This window comes from Sphingomonas sp. (assembly GCF_031426035.1).
GTDB lineage: Bacteria > Pseudomonadota > Alphaproteobacteria > Sphingomonadales > Sphingomonadaceae > Sphingomicrobium.
In genome coordinates, this window is record NZ_JANPKO010000006.1 from 1 (window position 1) to 18,272 (window position 18,272).

General features: G+C 68.2%; 16 protein-coding genes. 13 read left to right on the forward strand and 3 right to left on the reverse strand.

Annotated elements, in window-relative coordinates:
• A partial coding sequence (gene aspS / locus RMP08_RS00370) for an aspartate--tRNA ligase (RefSeq protein ID WP_310466956.1) occupies positions 1–1,788 on the forward strand: 1,788 nt, incomplete at its 5' end.
• On the opposite strand, the gene greB is transcribed toward aspS, so the two are convergent.
• Complete coding sequence (greB, locus tag RMP08_RS00375; protein WP_310466957.1) at positions 1,785–2,261, reverse strand: transcription elongation factor GreB; 477 nt, start codon at positions 2,259–2,261, stop codon at positions 1,785–1,787. The two genes, aspS and greB, sit on opposite strands and share 4 nt — an antisense overlap.
• A 10-nt stretch (positions 2,262–2,271) precedes the next feature.
• The gene (locus RMP08_RS00380; RefSeq protein WP_310466958.1) at positions 2,272–4,197 is read right to left on the reverse strand and encodes a lytic transglycosylase domain-containing protein; all 1,926 of its coding nucleotides are present in this window, start codon (positions 4,195–4,197) and stop codon (positions 2,272–2,274) included.
• A 121-nt stretch (positions 4,198–4,318) separates the two neighbouring features.
• On the opposite strand from RMP08_RS00380, the gene dapA reads away from it, so the two are divergent.
• The 9 genes from dapA (at position 4,319) to recA (ending at position 13,997) form a co-directional block, all read left to right on the forward strand.
• Positions 4,319–5,194 (forward strand): 4-hydroxy-tetrahydrodipicolinate synthase, encoded by an 876-nt coding sequence (gene dapA / locus RMP08_RS00385; protein ID WP_310466959.1) that lies wholly within the window; start codon positions 4,319–4,321, stop codon positions 5,192–5,194.
• A 97-nt stretch (positions 5,195–5,291) separates the two neighbouring features.
• The gene (gene smpB / locus RMP08_RS00390) at positions 5,292–5,774 is read left to right on the forward strand and encodes an SsrA-binding protein SmpB (RefSeq protein WP_310466960.1); all 483 of its coding nucleotides are present in this window, start codon (positions 5,292–5,294) and stop codon (positions 5,772–5,774) included.
• Positions 5,767–6,321, forward strand: a complete 555-nt coding sequence (locus RMP08_RS00395) for a DUF2062 domain-containing protein (protein ID WP_310466961.1) — start codon at positions 5,767–5,769, stop codon at positions 6,319–6,321. The genes smpB and RMP08_RS00395 overlap by 8 nt, the downstream gene beginning before the upstream one ends.
• A 37-nt stretch (positions 6,322–6,358) precedes the next feature.
• Positions 6,359–8,431, forward strand: coding sequence for a M13 family metallopeptidase (locus RMP08_RS00400; RefSeq protein ID WP_310466962.1), 2,073 nt, complete (start codon positions 6,359–6,361; stop codon positions 8,429–8,431).
• Between the two features lie 3 nt (positions 8,432–8,434).
• Complete coding sequence (locus tag RMP08_RS00405) at positions 8,435–10,810, forward strand: ATP-binding protein (protein WP_310466963.1); 2,376 nt, start codon at positions 8,435–8,437, stop codon at positions 10,808–10,810.
• Positions 10,811–10,851: 41 nt separating this feature from the next.
• Entirely contained in the window at positions 10,852–11,208 is a 357-nt protein-coding gene (locus tag RMP08_RS00410) for a response regulator (RefSeq protein WP_310466964.1), read from the forward strand.
• A gap of 58 nt (positions 11,209–11,266) precedes the next feature.
• Entirely contained in the window at positions 11,267–12,013 is a 747-nt protein-coding gene (locus tag RMP08_RS00415) for an alpha/beta hydrolase (RefSeq protein ID WP_310466965.1), read from the forward strand.
• Between the two features lie 118 nt (positions 12,014–12,131).
• On the forward strand, positions 12,132–12,728 hold the full coding sequence (locus tag RMP08_RS00420; protein WP_310466966.1) for a M15 family metallopeptidase: 597 nt from the start codon (positions 12,132–12,134) through the stop codon (positions 12,726–12,728).
• 246 nt (positions 12,729–12,974) lie between these two features.
• Complete coding sequence (gene recA / locus RMP08_RS00425; protein WP_310466967.1) at positions 12,975–13,997, forward strand: recombinase RecA; 1,023 nt, start codon at positions 12,975–12,977, stop codon at positions 13,995–13,997.
• A gap of 56 nt (positions 13,998–14,053) precedes the next feature.
• On the opposite strand, the gene RMP08_RS00430 is transcribed toward recA, so the two are convergent.
• Positions 14,054–15,355: a multidrug effflux MFS transporter gene (locus RMP08_RS00430; protein ID WP_310466968.1), complete on the reverse strand. Its 1,302-nt coding sequence runs from the start codon at positions 15,353–15,355 to the stop codon at positions 14,054–14,056.
• Here RMP08_RS00430 and RMP08_RS00435 point away from each other — a divergent pair.
• The 3 genes from RMP08_RS00435 to RMP08_RS00445 are packed head-to-tail and all read left to right on the forward strand — an operon-like array spanning position 15,354 to position 18,239.
• Positions 15,354–16,184, forward strand: a complete 831-nt coding sequence (locus RMP08_RS00435; RefSeq protein WP_310466969.1) for a class I SAM-dependent methyltransferase — start codon at positions 15,354–15,356, stop codon at positions 16,182–16,184. The two genes, RMP08_RS00430 and RMP08_RS00435, sit on opposite strands and share 2 nt — an antisense overlap.
• Entirely contained in the window at positions 16,181–17,002 is an 822-nt protein-coding gene (locus tag RMP08_RS00440) for an agmatinase family protein (RefSeq protein ID WP_310466970.1), read from the forward strand. The genes RMP08_RS00435 and RMP08_RS00440 overlap by 4 nt, the downstream gene beginning before the upstream one ends.
• Positions 16,995–18,239, forward strand: a complete 1,245-nt coding sequence (locus RMP08_RS00445) for a Xaa-Pro peptidase family protein (protein ID WP_310466971.1) — start codon at positions 16,995–16,997, stop codon at positions 18,237–18,239. The genes RMP08_RS00440 and RMP08_RS00445 overlap by 8 nt, the downstream gene beginning before the upstream one ends.
• Positions 18,240–18,272 lie beyond the last annotated feature (33 nt).

Here is an 18,272-nt window from a genome sequence, read left to right on the forward strand (position 1 = left end):
GGGGCCACCGCGCGCCTGTCGGGCTGGGTGCATCGCAAGCGCGACCATGGCGGGCTGCTGTTCCTCGACCTGCGCGACCATCACGGCCTGACGCAATGCGTGGTCGCCCAGGGCTCGCCGATGCTGGCGACGCTGGAGGCGCTGCGCCCCGAGAGCGTGGTGACGGTCACCGGCGAGGTGGTGCTGCGCGAGCCGGGCACGGTCAACGCGAAGCTGCCGACCGGTGCGGTCGAGCTGCGCGTCCGCGAGGTGACGGTGCAATCGGCCGCCGAACAACTGCCTATCCAGGTCGCCGGCGAGCAGGAGTTTCCGGAGGATCTGCGCCTGCGCTACCGCTTCCTCGACCTGCGCCGCGAGAAGCCGCACCGCAACCTGATGCTGCGCTCCTCGGTCATCGCCTCCATCCGCCGCCGCATGATCGACCAGGGTTTTACGGAGTTCCAGACGCCCATCCTGACCGCGAGCAGCCCCGAGGGCGCGCGCGATTATCTGGTGCCGAGCCGCGTTCACCCGGGCAAATTCTACGCGCTTCCCCAGGCGCCGCAGATGTTCAAGCAGTTGATCATGGTCGCCGGCTTCGACCGCTATTTCCAGATCGCGCCCTGTTTCCGCGACGAAGACGCCCGCGCCGACCGCTCGCCCGGCGAATTCTACCAGCTCGACTTCGAGATGAGCTTCGTCACCCAGGACGACGTGTTCAACGCGATCGAGCCGGTGCTCGCCGGGCTGTTCGAGGAATTCGCCGACGGCAAGGCGGTCACCCCCGCCGGCCAGTTCCCGCGCATTCCGTATCGCGAGGCGATGCTCAAATACGGCAGCGACAAGCCCGACCTGCGCAATCCGCTGGTCGTCCATGACGTCGGTGGCCACTTCGCCGGCTCGGGCTTCGGGTTGTTCGCCAATATCGTCGCCGGCGGCGGCGTGGTGCGTGCGGTGGCGGCGCCGAACACCGCCGACAAGAGCCGCAAGTTCTTCGATGAAATGAACGAATGGGCGCGCGGCGAGGGCTTCGCGGGTCTCGGTTATGCTACGCGCAAAGGCGGCGAATGGGGCGGCCCGATCGCCAAGAACCATGGGCCCGAGGCGATGGACAAGCTCGCCGCGGAAATGGTGCTCGGCCCCGACGACGGCATCTTCTTCGCCGCCGGCAAGGAAGGCGAGGCGGCCAAGCTGGCGGGGGCCGCGCGCACCCGCGTCGCCGAGCAGCTCGGGCTGATCGAGGACGGCGCGTTCCGCTTCTGCTGGATCGTCGACTTCCCGATGTTCGAATATGACGAGGACGCCAAGAAGGTCGATTTCTCGCACAATCCGTTCTCGATGCCGCAGGGCGAACTGGAAGCGCTCGAGAGCAAGGACCCGCTCGATATCCTCGCCTGGCAGTATGACATCGTGTGCAACGGGGTCGAATTGAGCTCGGGCGCGATCCGCAACCACCGCCCCGACATCATGTACAAGGCGTTCGAGATCGCCGGCTACAGCCGCGCGGAGGTCGACACCAGCTTCCCCGGGATGATCGGCGCCTTCCAGTACGGCGCCCCGCCGCACGGCGGCTCGGCGCCGGGCATCGACCGCATCGTGATGCTGCTCGCGGGCGAGCCCAACATCCGCGAGGTGGTGCTGTTCCCGATGAACCAGAAGGCCGAGGACCTCATGATGAACGCCCCGGCGCCAGTCTCGGCGCGCCAGCGCAAGGAGCATGCGATCAAGGTCGTAGCCGACAGCTGTGTTTGTACCAGCGAATGCAGGGTCCCAGTCTGGGCTCCTGCCTTCGCAGGAGCACATTGCTAATAGTATATACTAATCACTTCGTAGCTTTTCTCGCTGGCGGGGAGGTGGACGATGCGTTCGTCGCCGACCTTGGCCCCGATCAGGGCGCGGGCGATCGGCGAGCTCCAGCCGATGCGGCCCGCGCCGGCGTCGGTCTCGTCATCGCCGACGATCGTCACCACCCGCCGCGCATCGTCGTCATCCGCCAGCTCGACCGTCGCCCCGAAGCGCACTGCGTTAGTCGCCTGGGCGGCCGGGTCGACCACCTTGGCCGCCTTCATCACCCGCGCCAGATGGCTCAACCGGCGGTCGATCTCGCGCAGCCGCTTGCGCCCGTAGATATAGTCGCCGTTCTCCGAGCGGTCGCCGTTGCCCGCCGCCCAGCTGATCACCTCGACCAGTTTGGGCCGCTCGTGCCCAAACAATTGGTCATATTCAGCGCGCAGCCGCGCCAACCCGTCCGCCGTAATGAACCGCGGCGTGGCCCCCGTCACCAGGCCGCCGTCAACCCGGCGCGCCCTTGCCGAGGTAGCGCGAGACATGCATCGCGGTGGCCGGCTGGGGCGACGGGTTGAGGCTGTCGTAGACCACGCTGTTCTCGATCACCCGCTGGACATAGCCGCGCGTCTCGGTGAACGGGATCTGCTCGATCCAGCGCAGCACGTCGGTCCCGCCGCGCGGATCGCCATAGGCGTTGACCCACTTGCGGACATTGCCCGCGCCGGCGTTGTAGCTCGCCACCGCGAGCGGGACATTGCCTCCCCATGTGTTGAGCATGCGCTGGAAATAGGCCGAGCCGAGCATGACGTTGTAGGTCGGGTCGCTGGTCAGGCGGCCGTAGTCATAGCCGTAGCCCATCTTGCCCGCCTGCTCGCGCGCGGTGCCCGGCATCAGCTGCATCAGCCCGCGCGCCCCGGCGTGGCTGATCGCGGTGCGGTCGAACGAGCTTTCCTGCCGCGTGATGCCATGCGCCAGCGACCAGATCCGCCCGCTCGGCACCGACGATGAGTGCGTCGGGAAGGCCTGGCGGACGTAGAACGCCTCGCCATTGTTGCGCGCCGAGCGGGCCACCCACACGTTCAGATCCTGGCGCCCGATCTGCTGCGCCAGCTCGACCGCGAGCAGCCGCTCGTCGCGCGTCTTGAGCGATTCCGCCAGCGCGCGGACGAACAAGGCCTGCTCGTCGCGCCGCCCCTGGCTGCCCAGCACCCGCGTCGCCTGGACCAGCCGGTTGGCGCCGAACTGCGCGCGCAGCGCCGGCGCCACCGTGCCGGTCGCGGCATATTGCGGGGCAGGGACCGTGCGCCCGAGCCGCTCGAGCGCAAGCTGCCCGTAGAACAATTCCGGATAACCGCCCGCCGCGGTGAAGTACGCCGTCGCCTCGGCCGGCTTGCGCGCCGCCAAGGCCGCGCGCCCGGCCCAGTAATAGCCCTTGCTCAGTACCTGCAGCGACTTGCCGCCCTTGGCATAGCGGTGGAACATCGCGACCGCGTCCGCCGGCCGCCCGACCGCCTGCAACGCCGCCGTTCCCGCCAGCCACGCCAGCGAGGTATATTCGTCGCGCACGCCGTACGGCTGGGTGGTAATGTCGGTGCCCGGCGCGAACGAATCGTCGAGCTGGCGCGCGATGTTGAACGCGGTGGTCCACTGCCCGGAACGCGCCGCGCCCTCGGCGAGCAGCAATTGCATCTCGTAAAAACGCTCGACGTCGGCCGGCCGCTCGGTGAAGCCGTGCGGCCGCGCGAAAAGCGAGCGCGCCAATTGCTCGTTGCCGCCGTCGCGCAGGTAACGCGCGCGGTCCATCAGCAGCCCGGCATCGGCGGCGACGCGGTGCTGCGCCTGCTGGTAGAGATATTCGGCGTTGGGCGAGCGCGTCTGCATCGCCACCCGCGCCGCGAACGCCGGGCGGCGCGCCGCGCCGACCAGGCTCAGGAACCGCTGCGCATCGCTCGCCTTCTTGTCGAACAGCAAGGCGTCGGCGCGGCGCTCGTGGTCGGCGAACGTCAGGCTGGTCCCGAACCGCGCGTAAAAACTCTGCTCGTCGTAGGCGCTGAGGTCGGGCGAGGCCCACGCCTTGCGCGCCGCCTCGAGCGCCTCGGTGGCGCGGCCCGTAGCGCTGAGCGCCTCGGCATATCGTGCAAACCCATTGCCGCTGAGCGGCGGGTCGCTGCGGAAGAACGCCAGCACGGTCGCCGCATTCTCCCCCGGCCGCATCGCTTTTTCGGCCGAGCGCCGCATCGCGCTCTCGCCCGGCCAATCGGGGTTGTAGATCAGGAACCGCGCATAATCGCCGAAACTGTAGCCCTCGCTCTGGCGCAGCCGCCGCCAGTCGTTGAGCGCATAGCCGACATTGCCGGCCTGGGCCTGGTACGACGGGGCATAGGATGGCTGAACCGCGACCTGCGCGCTGCTCGACCCGGCAAATCCCATCAAGGGCAGTAAAAACGCGGCTCGCCTCATGCTGGACACCATGCAGTCGCAGTCCTTATCAGTCGCTGAACGGGAGGCTCAAACTAGACCCTCCGGCAATCCCCGTGGAAGGTAAAAGTTCATGTTTTTCGGGTCGATACCGGCGCTAGTCACGCCATTTGCAGGCGGCCGTGTCGCGGAAGACACATTCGCCGAGCTGGTCGAGTGGCAAATCGCCGAAGGCTCGACCGGCCTGGTGCCGTGCGGGACCACCGGCGAAGTCCCCACCCTGTCGGCCGACGAGCACCGCCGCGTCGTCAAGCTGGCGGTCGACACCGCGCGCGGCCGCGTCCCCGTGATCGCCGGCTGCGGCAGCTACTCGACCGCCGCCTCGATCGAGCGCATGCGCGCCGCGGCCGAGGTCGGCGCCACCGCCGCGCTGATCGTCGTGCCCTATTACAACAAGCCGAGCCAGTCCGGCATCGCCGCCCATTACCGCGCGCTGGCCGAGGCGTCGGACCTGCCGATCGTGGTCTACAACGTTCCCAGCCGCACCGTTGCCGACATCAGCGTCGAAACCCTCGCCGAGGTTGCCCGCCTGCCGACCGTGGTCGGGGTCAAGGACGCCAGCGGCAACCTCGCCCGCGTCACCGCCCAGCGCCTCGCCAGCGGCGAGCAATTCTGCCAGCTCTCGGGCAACGACGACATGGCGCTCGGCTTCAACGCGATGGGCGGGGTCGGGTGCATCTCGGTCACCGCCAACGTCGCGCCCAAATTGTGCGCCGATTTCCAGGAGGCGACGCGCGAAGGCCGCTGGGACGAGGCGCTGGCGCTCAACGACCGCCTCTACCCGCTCCATGCCGCAATGTTCGCCGACGCCTCCCCCGGCCCGGCCAAATATGCGCTGAGCCGCGTCCGCCCCGGCTTCCCCACCGAGCTCCGCCTGCCGCTGACCGAGCCGAGCGAGGCTGCCCGGCAAGCTGTCGACGCCGCGCTGGATCACGCAGGTCTCGCTTAAGCTTGTATCCCTGCGAAGGCAGGGATCCAGTCTGGGCCCCTGCCTTCGCAGGGGCACACTCCTAGCTTTCGGCTCGGACGCACCCTAACTGACGCCCATGGCCAAGCCCCTCCCAGCCCCGTTCGACAAGGCCAAGGTGGTCGCCGAGAACCGCCGCGCGCGCTACGATTATTTCGTCGAGGAGCGCTTCGAGGCGGGCATCCAGCTGACCGGCACCGAAGTGAAATCGCTGCGCGTCGGCGAAGGCTCGATCGCCGAAAGCTATGCCGCGGTCGAAGGCGAGGAACTGTGGCTGATCAACAGCCATGTCCCCGAATACAGCCACGGCAACCGCCTCAACCACCAGCCGCGGCGCCCGCGCAAACTGTTGCTCAAACAGCGCGAGATCGCCAAATTGCAGGGGGCGGTGGCGCGTCAGGGGCTGACGCTGGTCCCGCTTTCCATATATTTCAACTCGCGCGGCAAGGCCAAGGTCGAACTGGCGATCGCGCGGGGCAAGAAGATGCACGACAAGCGCGACACCGAAAAGGAACGCGACTGGAAGCGTGAGCAGGGGCGGCTGCTGCGCAACCATGGCTGATCTCGCCGTCCGCCTCAGCCGCTGGTTCCACCGTGTTGCGCCATCGCGCGAGGAAGTGCTCAAGAGCCGCTGGCTGAAACCGTTCGGCAAGCGCATCCGCCGCCGCGGCCTGTGGCGCTTTACCCGCCGCTCGGTTCCGCGCGGCGTGGCGATCGGTCTGTTCATCGGCATCGTGCTGATGATCCCGGGGCTGCAGATCGTCGGCGCCGCCTTGGTCTCGGCGCCGCTGCGGGGGAACATCCCGCTCGCCGCGGCGATGACCTTTCTGTCCAACCCGGCGACCACGCCGCTGTTCATCGTCGCCGCGATCAACGTCGGCAACCGCCTGGGCTATCATGCCGATCTCGCCGCGTTCGACGCGCTGCGAACGACCAACGCCAGCGTCGGCCGCTGGCTAAGCTGGCTGGTGTCCGATGCGGCCCCGGCGATGCTGACCGGGCTCGCGGTAATCGGCGCGGTGGTGGCGTTCGCAGGATATTGGGTGTCGCTCGTCGGATGGCGCTGGTGGGTGGCGCGCAAGTGGCGGCACCGTCGCCGCAGCGCGTAAGCGGCACGCCGCGCGCCCAAGCCGACCCGGAGGATCCATGAATCGCCTGACTATCCTGTTTGCCGCCGGCACCATGCTGTCCGGTTGCGCCGCGACGACACCGCCGCCGATCGCCGCCGCCCCGGAGGCACCAGCGCCGCCGCCGGCCGCCGCAGTACCCGCCGCCGCCCCAGCCGCGAAAATCGGCGAATTCGGCTTCGACCGCACCGGGATGGACCCGAGCGTCCGCCCCGGCGACGATTTCTACGAATTTGCGAACGGCGCCTGGGCCAAGCGCACCCCGATCCCGGCCGACAAGTCCAATTACGGCATGTTCAACGCGCTCCAGGACACCAGCCAGGAACGCGTCCGCGAGCTGCTCGAGGCGGCCAAGGACGATCCCGCCAGCCGCATCGGCGCCGCATACGCGAGCTTCCTCGACGAAGCCGCGGTCGAGGCGCGCGGCCTGACCCCGATCCAGCCGTGGCTCGATCAAATCCGCGGCCTCGATGACCGCGCCGGCTTCGCCGCTCTGTCCGCCAAAGCCGCGCGTCGGGGCATCGTCGGCCTGTTCGCCGGCGGGGTCGGCCAGGATGACCGCAACAGCGAGGTCTACATCGTCGGGCTCGGCCAGGCCGGCCTCGGCATGCCCGACCGCGACATGTATCTGCTCGCCAAGCCCGAGATGGCCGCGCTGCGCACCGCATACCTCGCCCATTTGACCAACGTCCTGACCCTCGCCGGAGAGGCCAACGCGGCGTCCCGCGCCAAGGCCCTGCTCGCGTTCGAGACCGCCATCGCCAAAGTGTCGTGGAACCGCGAGGACAGCAGCGACGCGACCAAGATCTACAACAAGATGACGGTTGCCGAGCTCGCCCGGCTCGCCCCCGGCTTCGACTGGGCCACTTACCTGCGCGAGGGCGGGGTCGACGTCACCGAGCTGCTGGTCGCCCAGCCCAGCGCGTTCACCGGCATCGCCGCGCTGGCACGCAAGGCGCCGCTCCAGGTGCTGCGCGACCAGTTGATCGTGCGTTCGCTCGATGCCTATGCCGACGTGCTGCCCAAGGCGGTCGCCGACGAAGCGTTCGCTTTCTACGGCACCAAGCTCAACGGCACCCCGCAAAACCAGCCGCGGTGGAAGCGCGCGGTCGATTTCACCACCAATGCGCTGACCGACGAAGTGTCGAAGGACTATGTCGCCAAATATTTCACCCCCGAGGCCAAGGCGGCGATGGACGTGCTGGTCGCCAACGTCGTCGCCGCGCTCGGCACGCGGATCGAGGCGCTCGACTGGATGGCGCCCGCAACCAAGCTCAGGGCCAAGGCCAAGCTCGCCGCGTTCAAGAGCCGCGTCGGCTATCCCGAGCAGTGGCACGACTATTCGTCGGTTACGATCGCGCGCGACGATCTGTTCGGCAACGCCGAGCGGGCCAACCGCTGGGCCTATGACTGGAACGTCGGCAAGCTGGGCAAGCCGATCTACCGCTGGGAGTGGGGGCTCGACCCGATGACGGTCAACGCCCAGGCCAACTCCAGCCTGGTCGCGATCACCTTCCCCGCCGCCATCCTCCAGCCGCCGTTCTTCGATCCGGGCGCCGATCCCGCGATCAATTACGGCGCGATTGGCGCCGTCATCGGCCACGAAATCAGCCACCATTTCGACGACCAGGGCGCCAAGTATGACGACAAGGGCAATCTTGCCGACTGGTGGACCCCGCAGGACGTCGCCAACTTCAACGCGCGCTCGAAGAAGCTCGTCGAACAATATGACAAATATGAGATTCTTCCGGGCGAGTTCCTCAAGGGTGAATTTACTTTAGGGGAAAATATCGGCGACCTTGCGGGCATCCAGATCGCCTATGATGCTTACCGGAAGTCGCTCGGCGGGCAGGAAGCGCCGGTGATCGACGGCATGACCGGCGACCAGCGCTTCTATCTCGGCTGGGCGCAGGTGTGGAGGCGCAACTATCGCGAGGCCAATCTGCGCAGCCGCATCCTCACCGATCCCCATGCGCCGGCGATCCAGCGGGTATGGATCGTGCGCAACTTCGACCCGTGGTATCAGGCGTTCGATGTGCAGCCCCAACACAAGCTCTATCTGCCGCCGGAGCAGCGGGTCCGGATCTGGTAGCTGATGCTGCATCAGGACCTGCCGGCGCTCGACGCCTCGCCGCTCAATCAGGGCGCGCGCTGGCTGGTCCCGGCAATCGGCGCTGCGGCGGCGCTCAGCGGGGGCGGGCTGCTGTGGGCGGCCGGCTTCCCGCTCGCCGCCGGCATATTCCTGGCGGCATGCCTTGCGGGGGCGGTGATGGGCATGCGCCGGGCAAGTCCGCCGATGGCATTCGATCCGGTCGCGGCCGGCCCCGATTTCTCGATCGTCGGCTCGGCGCTAGCGCTGTCGGACCAGGCCGCGGCGCTGACTGCCGCAGACGGCACCCTGCTGATCGCCAACGCCGCCTATCGCGCGCGCTTCGAGGGGGCACCGCGGCCCGCGACCCTCGGCACCGACGACGATGCGATGCAGGCTCTCGCGGCGGCGCAGTCGATGGCGTGGCGCGATGGCGGGGGGTGTGCGGGCGGGGTGACCACAGCCGCCGGCCCGATCGCGGTCGAGATCGAGCGGGTCGGCGCGCGCGGCGACCTCTTGTTGTGGCGGTTTCCCGAGCCGACCGCGTCCGATCCCATGGCGATCGCGGCGGAGCGCGTCACCGGGGTCGTCGGCGAGCGCCTCGGCCACGCCGCGGTGCTTGCCGCGCTGGTCGACCAGGATGGCCGGCTGCTGGCGTCGAACCGCTTGTTCGCCGACCGCGCGCTGACCGGCATCGAGGCCCGCGACCACCCCAGCTTCGCCGATCTCGTCGAAGTTTCCGACGACGGGCAGTTCCGCCTCGTGGCCGAGGGCGAGAACGCGCATATGATGCGCGCAGTGCACATGCCGGTCGACCCCGCGCTGCCCAACGGGCCCGGCACGTTCCTGCTGTTCGACAGCGCCGATGCGTCGGCCGGCTCGACCCAGCTCCAGGCGCTGCTCGACATGCTCCCGATCGGGCTCGCCCTGGTTGACCGGGACGGGCGCTTCCTGACCATGAACGACGCCTTTCGCACGGCCGGCGGGATCAAGCCCAACGCGCGCCCGATCTATCCCGGCGACCTGGTGGTCAAGGAGGACAAGGCGGCCGTCGCCGACACCGTGCGGCGCAACGCGCGCGGGCCCGCGATGTCGGGCGATCTCGCGGTCCGCCTTGCGCGGAGCCCGGCCGAGCCGGTCGCGCTGACCGTCGCCGGCCTGCGCGGCCTAGGCGACGCCGCGGTGCTGCTCCTGCTCAAGGACAATAGCGAGGAGGCCAAGCTCAAGCGCCAAATCGCCCAGGCGACCAAGATGCAGGCGGTCGGGCAATTGGCCGGCGGCGTGGCCCATGATTTCAACAATATCCTGACCGCCATCATCGGCCACTGCGACCTCATGCTGATGCGCCACACGCCGGGCGACAGCGACTATGACGACATCCAGCAGATCAAGTCGAACTCCAACCGCGCCGCCGGCCTGACCCGCCAATTGCTCGCTTTTTCGCGCCAGCAGACGCTGCGCCCGCAAGTGCTGCAATTGCCGGATGTCGTGTCCGAGGTGTCGCACCTGCTCAAGCGCCTGCTCGGCGAGACGGTCCAGCTGGCGGTCAAGCATGGCCGCAACCTCGGACCGATCCGCGCCGACCCGGGCCAGCTCGAGCAGGTCATCATCAACCTCGCGGTCAACGCCCGCGACGCGATCATCGCCAAGGGCGGCGGCACGCTGACCATCCAGACCTACGCGGTGCGCGCCGACCAGGTCGCCGAGCTTGGCTCGGAGATTCTGCCGACCGCCGATTACACTGCCTTGTCGGTGACCGACACCGGCTGCGGCATCGCGCCGAGCATCCTGTCCAAGGTGTTCGAGCCGTTCTTCACGACCAAAGAAGTGGGCAAGGGCACCGGGCTCGGGCTCAGCACCGTCTACGGCATCGTCAAGCAGTCGGGCGGCTTCATCTTCGCCGATTCCAAGGTCGGGGAGGGGACTCGCTTCGTCATTTACCTCCCAGTCCACCGGGTCGAGGACAAGCCGGGCAAGGCGGCACGGGGAAGCAAGGCCCCCGCGGATGAGCTGTGGGGCACCGGCACCGTGCTGCTGGTCGAGGACGAGCCGATGGTGCGCACGGTCGCCGAGCGGGCGCTGGTTCGCCATGGCTACACCGTGATCACCGCCACCAACGGCGAGGAAGCGCTCGAGGTGCTCGGCCGGGGCGGGGACATCGCCTTGCTGATCACCGACGTGGTGATGCCGGCGATGGACGGTCCGACGATGGTCCGCGAGGCGCGCCTGAGCCGCCCCGATCTGCCGATCCTGTTCATGTCGGGCTACGCCGAGGAGCAATTGCGCAACTCGATCGACATCGACAATGTTGCCTTCCTGCCCAAGCCCTTTTCGGTCCAGGAACTGGCCGAGGCCGCGCGCAAGGCACTGGCGCCCAAATAAATCTTTGCAGGTCCGGAACGGCAGCTTATGCCTACGCCGCAATGACCGCTTCCCGCACCATCCTGATCGTCGAGGACGAGCCGCTGATCGCCATGATGCTCGAGGACTTCCTCGAATCGCTTGGCCATTCGGTCCAGGCCACCTGTGACACGGTCGCCTGCGCCCTTAGGGAGGTCGACAAGGGCGGGTTCGACCTCGCCATCCTCGACGTCAATTTGAAGGGCGAGAACGTGTGGCCGGTGGCAATGCGCCTGCGCGAGCAGTCGGTGCCGTTCGTGCTGGCGACCGGCGGCCATGTCGATCCACCGCCGCCCGAGTTCGCCCACGTTCCGGTGATCGAGAAGCCGTACACCATCGACCGCGTCACCCCGGCGCTCGACGCCGCCTACGCCCAGTAAGCCGCGCCTGCCCCGGCTGCTCCTCGCTGCCGCCATTGTCCTGATCGGCACCCTCGTCATGCTTTCGATGCTCCAGACCCAAACGATCTTTCCGACCCATGCGGTGGCAAATCCCGGCCCGCTGCCGCGCGGCGCCAAGCTGCTCGAGCTTGAAGCGGCCGACGGCAGCCGGCTCCACGGCGTCCATATCCCGCCGCTGTCACCATCGGCCGACCGGCTGCTGATCCTCGGCTTCGGCGGCAATGCGTGGAACGCGCAGGATGCCGCCATCTATTTTCACCAGCTCTACCCCGCGGCCGATGTCGTCACCTTTCATTACCGCGGCTATCGCCCGTCGACCGGCACGCCGTCGGCGAAGGCGCTGCTCGCCGATGCCCCGATCGTCTACGATTTTGCGGTCAAGCAAGTGGATCCCAAACACATCGTCGCGGTCGGGATGAGCATCGGCAGCGGAATCGCCGCCAACCTCGCCGCGCACCGCACGCTCGACGGCCTCATCCTCGTCACCCCGTTCGATTCGCTCGAGGCGGTCGCCACCGGGCAATTCCCGTGGCTGCCGATCGGAATGGTGTTCGAGCATGAGATCGAGGCCGCCGAGCCCCTGAGGGAGTCCAAGGTACCGGTGGCGATCGTCGCCGGCGAGCGCGACACCTTGATCCCGCCCGAGCGCACCGAGGGCTTGCGCCGACAGGTCGGCAATCTCGCCTTCGACCGTACCATCGCCAGTGCCGGCCACAACGACATCTACCACCGCTCGGAATTTCATGCCGCGATGCGCGCGGCCCTCGACGCGGTATTGCGCTGATTGCGCGGGAGCCGCGGCGCCGGTCAATTCATGCTCTTAACTTGGCCGTGAAAAACCGATAAAAACACCGCTGCTCGGTTCACTAGATGCGCCTTTCGCGCGCACCAGGGAGGGCACTTTGAGCAACCGCCTGTTTCCGACCGACATCCTGTTCGAGCAGCGCCTGCTGAGCTGCTGCGGCCTGTACCGCAATCGCCTGGATGGCGAATGGGGCCCGCGGACCGACGCCGCGGAGCGCGCGTTCATCGCCGAGTGCGACGCTCTCGCGCAGGCCGAGGGGCGTTTCGACGACCGCAGCGAGCGCAACATCCGGACGCTGCAGACGGCCGCGCAAAAACTGTGTCGCCGCTCGCTCAAGCGCCTGATCACTGCCGGTTTCGACGCGCGCGTCATCTCGGGCACCCGCACCTATGCCGAGCAGACCGCGATCTACCGCCAGGGCCGGTTCGGCAATCCTGGCCCGATCGTGTCCCGCGCCAAGGCGGGCAGCAGCTGGCACAATTTCGGGCTGGCGTGGGATATCGGGCTGTTCGACAACGGCCGCTACCTGACGTCGGGCAATCAGTATCGCGCCGCCTCTGCGCACGCCAAGCTAGATGGCATCGAGTGGGGCGGAGACTGGCGCAGCTTCAAGGATGAGCCCCATTACCAGGTGCCGGGGGCGCACACGACAATCGCCAGCGTCCGCCAGTTCTTCGAAGCGGGCGGGCGGTAATTGTCAGGCAGCGGCGGGTTGCCCCGCGATGGGGCTGACAGCACGCAGGACTGAACACCGGCCAATCGCCTGAAATCGCCTCAAAAAAGTTTCGCCAAATCTCTTATGTTCTTCTCTTGTTCCGCGTGAACAAACGGTATACATCATTCTCTCCACGAGGCGCCGCTCGGTCGCCTGATTGACGAGAGGAACAAGGCCATGGCAGCGCAACTGGCAGTCGTCGGAACGGGATTGGATTCGGGCAATATGGACAGGCAGAAGGCGCTCGAAGCCGCCCTCGCGCAGATCGACCGCGCGTTTGGCAAGGGCTCGGCGATGAAGCTCGGCAGCCGCGAGAAGATGGAGATCGAAACGGTCTCCACCGGCAGCCTCGGGCTCGACATCGCGCTCGGCGTCGGCGGCCTGCCGCGCGGCCGGGTGATCGAAATCTACGGGCCGGAAAGCTCGGGCAAGACCACGCTCGCGCTGCACGCGATCGCCGAGGCGCAGAAGGTCGGCGGCACCGCCGCGTTCGTCGATGCCGAACATGCGCTCGACCCCGGCTACGCCAAGAAACTGGGCGTCGACATCGACGAATTGATCGTCTCCCAGCCGGACACCGGCGAGCAGGCGCTGGAGATCGTCGACACGCTGGTGCGCTCCAACGCGGTCGACGTGCTGGTCGTCGATTCGGTCGCCGCACTGGTGCCGCGGGCGGAGATCGAGGGCGAGATGGGCGACAGCCACGTCGGCCTCCAGGCGCGCCTGATGAGCCAGGCGCTGCGCAAGCTGACCGGCTCGATCAGCCGTTCGAAATGCACCGTCATCTTCATCAACCAGGTGCGGATGAAGATCGGCGTGATGTACGGCAATCCCGAGACCACCACCGGCGGCAATGCGCTCAAATTCTACGCTTCGGTGCGCCTCGACATCCGCCGCACCGGGCAGATCAAGGACCGCGACGACATCGTCGGCAACACCACGCGGGTCAAAGTGGTCAAGAACAAGGTCGCGCCGCCGTTCAAGCAGGTCGAGTTCGACATCATGTACGGCGAGGGCATCTCCAAGGTCGGCGAGATTCTCGATCTCGGCGTCAAGGCCGGCATCGTCGAGAAATCGGGCGCTTGGTTCAGCTACGATTCGATCCGCATCGGCCAGGGCCGCGAGAATTCGAAGCTTTACCTCAAGGAAAATCCCGACGTCGCGGCGCGCCTCGAGCGCTCGATCCGCGGCAAGACCGAGGAAGTTGCCGAAGCGCTGATGGTCGGCCCCACCGCCGACGACGAATAAGGTCCCCAGCAGCGGGCGGGCGGCTCAGCCGTCCGGCAGCATTCTAGTGCCGACGGCTAGCCGTCCGCCCGCGCCTTGTCCTCGACCCCGGCGAACAAGCGCTTGGGCTCGGTCAGCGCGATCACCACCAACGCGGCCACTGCACAGGCGGCCGTGCCGACCAGGAACGGCAAGGCCGTCCCGTCGAACGCGCGCCCGATCGCGAAGCCGAGCCCGGCTCCGCCGATCGTCCCGACCACGCCCTGGACCGACGAGGCGGTGCCGGCGATCGGCCCCATATGCTCCATCGCCAGCGTGCCCAAATTGGACGAGGTGAACGCGAACGCCGCCATCGCCAGCCCCTGCAGCACGATGAACAGCGCCAGCGTCTCATATCCCGCTGCGGCGATCCCGGCATGGACGACCGTCACTATCGCGAAGACCACCGCGCCGCCGTGCCCGACCATCCGCAGGCCGTAGCGCCCGACCACCTTCGAATTGGTCCATGACGCCAAGGCCATCGGCGCCGCCACCGCGGCGAACACCCAGCCGATCGCGGACGGCGCATCGAAGGCATCGAACACGATCTGCTGGACCGTCGCGATGTACGCGGTGAGCCCCCCGAACGTGAACGCCAGCGCCAGCGTATAGCCGCGCGACTGCGGTTCCCTGAGCGTCTCCCACGCCGCCGCGCCCATGTCGCGCCACTTCAGGCTGCGGCGATATTCGGGGTGCAGCGTTTCGGGCAGCCGCAACCACGACCACGCCAGCATCCCCACCCCGTATGCGGCAAGCACGAGGAAGATCCACCGCCACGGCGCGAACAGCAGGATCGCCTGGCCGATGCTCGGCGCGATCACCGGCACCACCATGAACACCATGAACACCAGGCTCATCACCCGCGCCATCGCTTCGGCCTCGAACAGGTCGCGGACCATCGCGATGACCAGCACCCGGGTCACCGCGGCCGACGCGCCCATCGCCACCCGACCCGCGATCAGCAAGGCAAAGCTGCCCGCGATCCCGCACAGCAAGGCGAACGCCGCATACAGCGCGATCCCCGTCGCCAGCACCGGTTTCCTGCCAAAGCGGTCGGCCAATGGACCCCACAGCAACTGGGTCGATCCGAAGCCGAGGAAGTAAGCGAGCACCACCCACTGGCGGTTGTTCTCCGCTGCCACCGACAGGTCGGCGCCGATCGCCGGCAGCGCCGGGATCATCGCGTCGATGGCAAACGCATTGAGCGCCATCAGCCCGGCCAACATAATGGTCAGCTCGCGCGCGCCGGGGCGGGGGCCGGGGCGTGTCCCGTGGTCGATCTTGAACGGCATCGCGGCCTGCTGGCGTAGCGGGGCGCGCCATGCAAGAGAAAGGCTCATGGCAGCGACTCCCGACTGGTCCGGCGCGGGCGGCGATATCTGGGCCGAGCGCTGGCGCGACACCGACCGCGCGCTGAGCGAGATCGGCGCCGCGCTCGACCGCGCGATCCGCGCCGCCGCCCCGGCGAAACCGTTCACGGCGCTCGATATCGGCTGCGGGCCAGGGACCACCGCGCTGGCGCTCGCCGCCGCCCGCCCCGATGCCACGGTCCTCGGCTGCGACCTGTCACATGCCTTGGTCGCAGTCGCGCGCGAGCGCACCGCCGGTAATCCGTCGCTTAGCTTCACCGCCGAGGATGCCGAGCAAGCGGCCCGCGACCACGGCCCGTTCGACCTCCTGATCTCGCGCCATGGCGTGATGTTCTTCGACGACCCGCGGCGCGCCTTCACGACATTCCGCGCCGCGACCACCGCGGGTGGAGCGCTGGTCTTCTCCTGCTTCCAGTCGTGGGAGCGCAATGCGTGGGCGGCCGAGATCGCATCCGCCGCCGCCGGCAAGCCGCTCCCTCCGCCGGGCCGCGAGCCGAGCGGCTTCGCCTTCGCCGATCCTGAATATGTCGGCGAGCTTCTTCGGGGCGCCGGGTGGACCCCCGCCGATCCCGAGCCGCTCGCTTTCGATTACGTCGCGGGCGAGGGCCAGGCCGCAACCGACCAGGCGCTCGACTTCTTCTCCGTGATCGGCCCGGCGGCGCGCGCGATGGAGGCGATGGACGCACCGGCGCGCGGTGCGGCGCTCGACCGCATGCGCACTGTGATCGCGGAACATAACGACGGCGACCGCGTGACATTTCCGGCCGCGGCGTGGATCTGGACGGCGCGCGCGCAATGAGCATTTCCGGCCAGAGCCGGCGCGTGTGCCTGATCGGGCTGCCGACCGACAGTCACTCGTCCTTTTTGCGCGGTGCCGCCAGCGCACCGCCCGCGATCCGCGCCGCGCTTTCGTCTGACCACAGCAATCGCGCCAGCGAATCCGGGCTCGAACTCGGCGACGACATCTGCTTCGAAGACATCGGCGACCTCCCGCTCGACGAGTCCGCCGCCGACCCCGCGCGCATCCGCGACGCCGTCTCGGCCGCCGCCAGCGACGGCGCGGTGCCGATCTTGCTCGGCGGCGACCATATGGTCACCAGTCCGATCGTCGCCGGCCTCGCCGCGATCCACGGCCCCGTGAACATCCTTCACTTCGACGCGCACCCCGACCTCTACGACGATTTCGATGGCGATCCGCTGAGCCACGCCTCCCCGTTCGCGCGGATCATGGAGGCCGGGCATGCCACGCGGCTGGTTCAGGTCGGCATTCGCACCATGAACCGCCATTGCCGCGAGCAGGCCGCGCGGTTCGGCGTCGAGGTGATCGAAATGCGTGACTTCACCGTCGCCGCGGTGCCGATCCCACCCGCACCGCTGTACATCAGCATCGACCTCGACGCGCTCGACCCGGCGTTCGCGCCCGGCGTCTCGCACCACGAGCCCGGCGGCCTGTCGGTGCGCGACATTCTCGGCGTGCTCCACCGCGTGACCGGACCGATCGTCGGCGCCGACGTCGTCGAGTACAACCCAGCGCGCGACATCAATGGCATGACAGCCACGGTGGCGGCGAAACTGGTCAAGGAACTGAGCGCACTGGCAGGGGGCGGCAATGGCTGAGTGGACAGAAATTTCGCGCCGCGGGCTGATCGGTGGCATCGCGGCGGCGGCGGCACTGACTGGCGTGACTCCGGCGCAGGCCTCGACCCCGCTCGTCCCGGCCCCGCCGATCGGCCGCCCCGAGCACCTCGCCCGCCTCGCCAAGGCACGCGCCTTGATGCAGCGCCACGGCATCGGCGCGGTTCTGATCGAGCCCGGCGCCAGCCTTGATTATTTCACCGGGGTCCAGTGGTGGCGCTCGGAGCGACTGACCGCGGTGGTCATCCCCGTCAGCGGTGACCCGATCGTCGTCACCCCGTTCTTCGAGAAACCGTCGGTCGAAGAGAGCCTCGGCATCCCCGCCGAGGTGCGCGTGTGGCAGGAGGATGAGGAGCCGCTGAAGCTGGTCGCCGATTTCCTCCGCGAGCGCGGCCTAGCCAATCAGCCGGTCGGGTTCGAGGAGACCAACCGCTTTTTCATCCTCGACAAGCTCCAGCAGCATCTGCCCGGGGTCAAGGCGGTCAGCGCCAACCCGGTCGTGCGCGGTTGCCGGATGATCAAGTCGCCCGCCGAGCTGGCGCTGATGCAGCACGCCGCCGACATCAATGTCGCCGCGCTCGCCCGCACCGCGCGCGCCCTCAAGGTGGGCATGCCCGCGACCGAGGTCGAGCGGCTGTACAGCCAGGCGGTGACCGACCTCGGCGGCGTCAGCGGCGGCGGACTGGTGCTGTTCGGCCCGGCCAGCGCGCTGCCCCACGGCACCGGCAAGCCGCAGGCGCTGCAGCACGGCGACGTCGTGCTGCTCGATTGCGGCTGCTCGGTGCACGGCTACCAGGCCGACAATGCGCGCACCTTCGTGTTCGGCGCCGATCCCACCGCGGAGCAGCGCAAGGTGTGGCAGCAGATGCGGCGCGGGCAGGATATTGCGATGGCCGCAGCGAAAGTCGGCGCGGCAGCGGGGAGCGTCGACGACGCAGTGCGCGCATCATATGAAGGCTGGGGTTACGGGCCGGGCTACAGGCTGCCTGGACTGTCGCATCGCACCGGGCACGGCATCGGGATGGAGGGGCATGAGCCGGTTAATTTGGTGCAGGGCGAAAGCACCCCGTTGGCGCCGGGGATGTGTTTTTCCAACGAACCGGGGATTTATTTGCCGGGCAAGTTCGGGGTGCGGCTCGAGGATTGCTTCTTCATGACCGCGGCGGGGCCCAAGTGGTTCACCGTCCCGCCCTCCAGCATCGACCAGCCGTTCGGCTGACCTTGACCTTTCTCGGGCGAGCCGCGAAGCCTT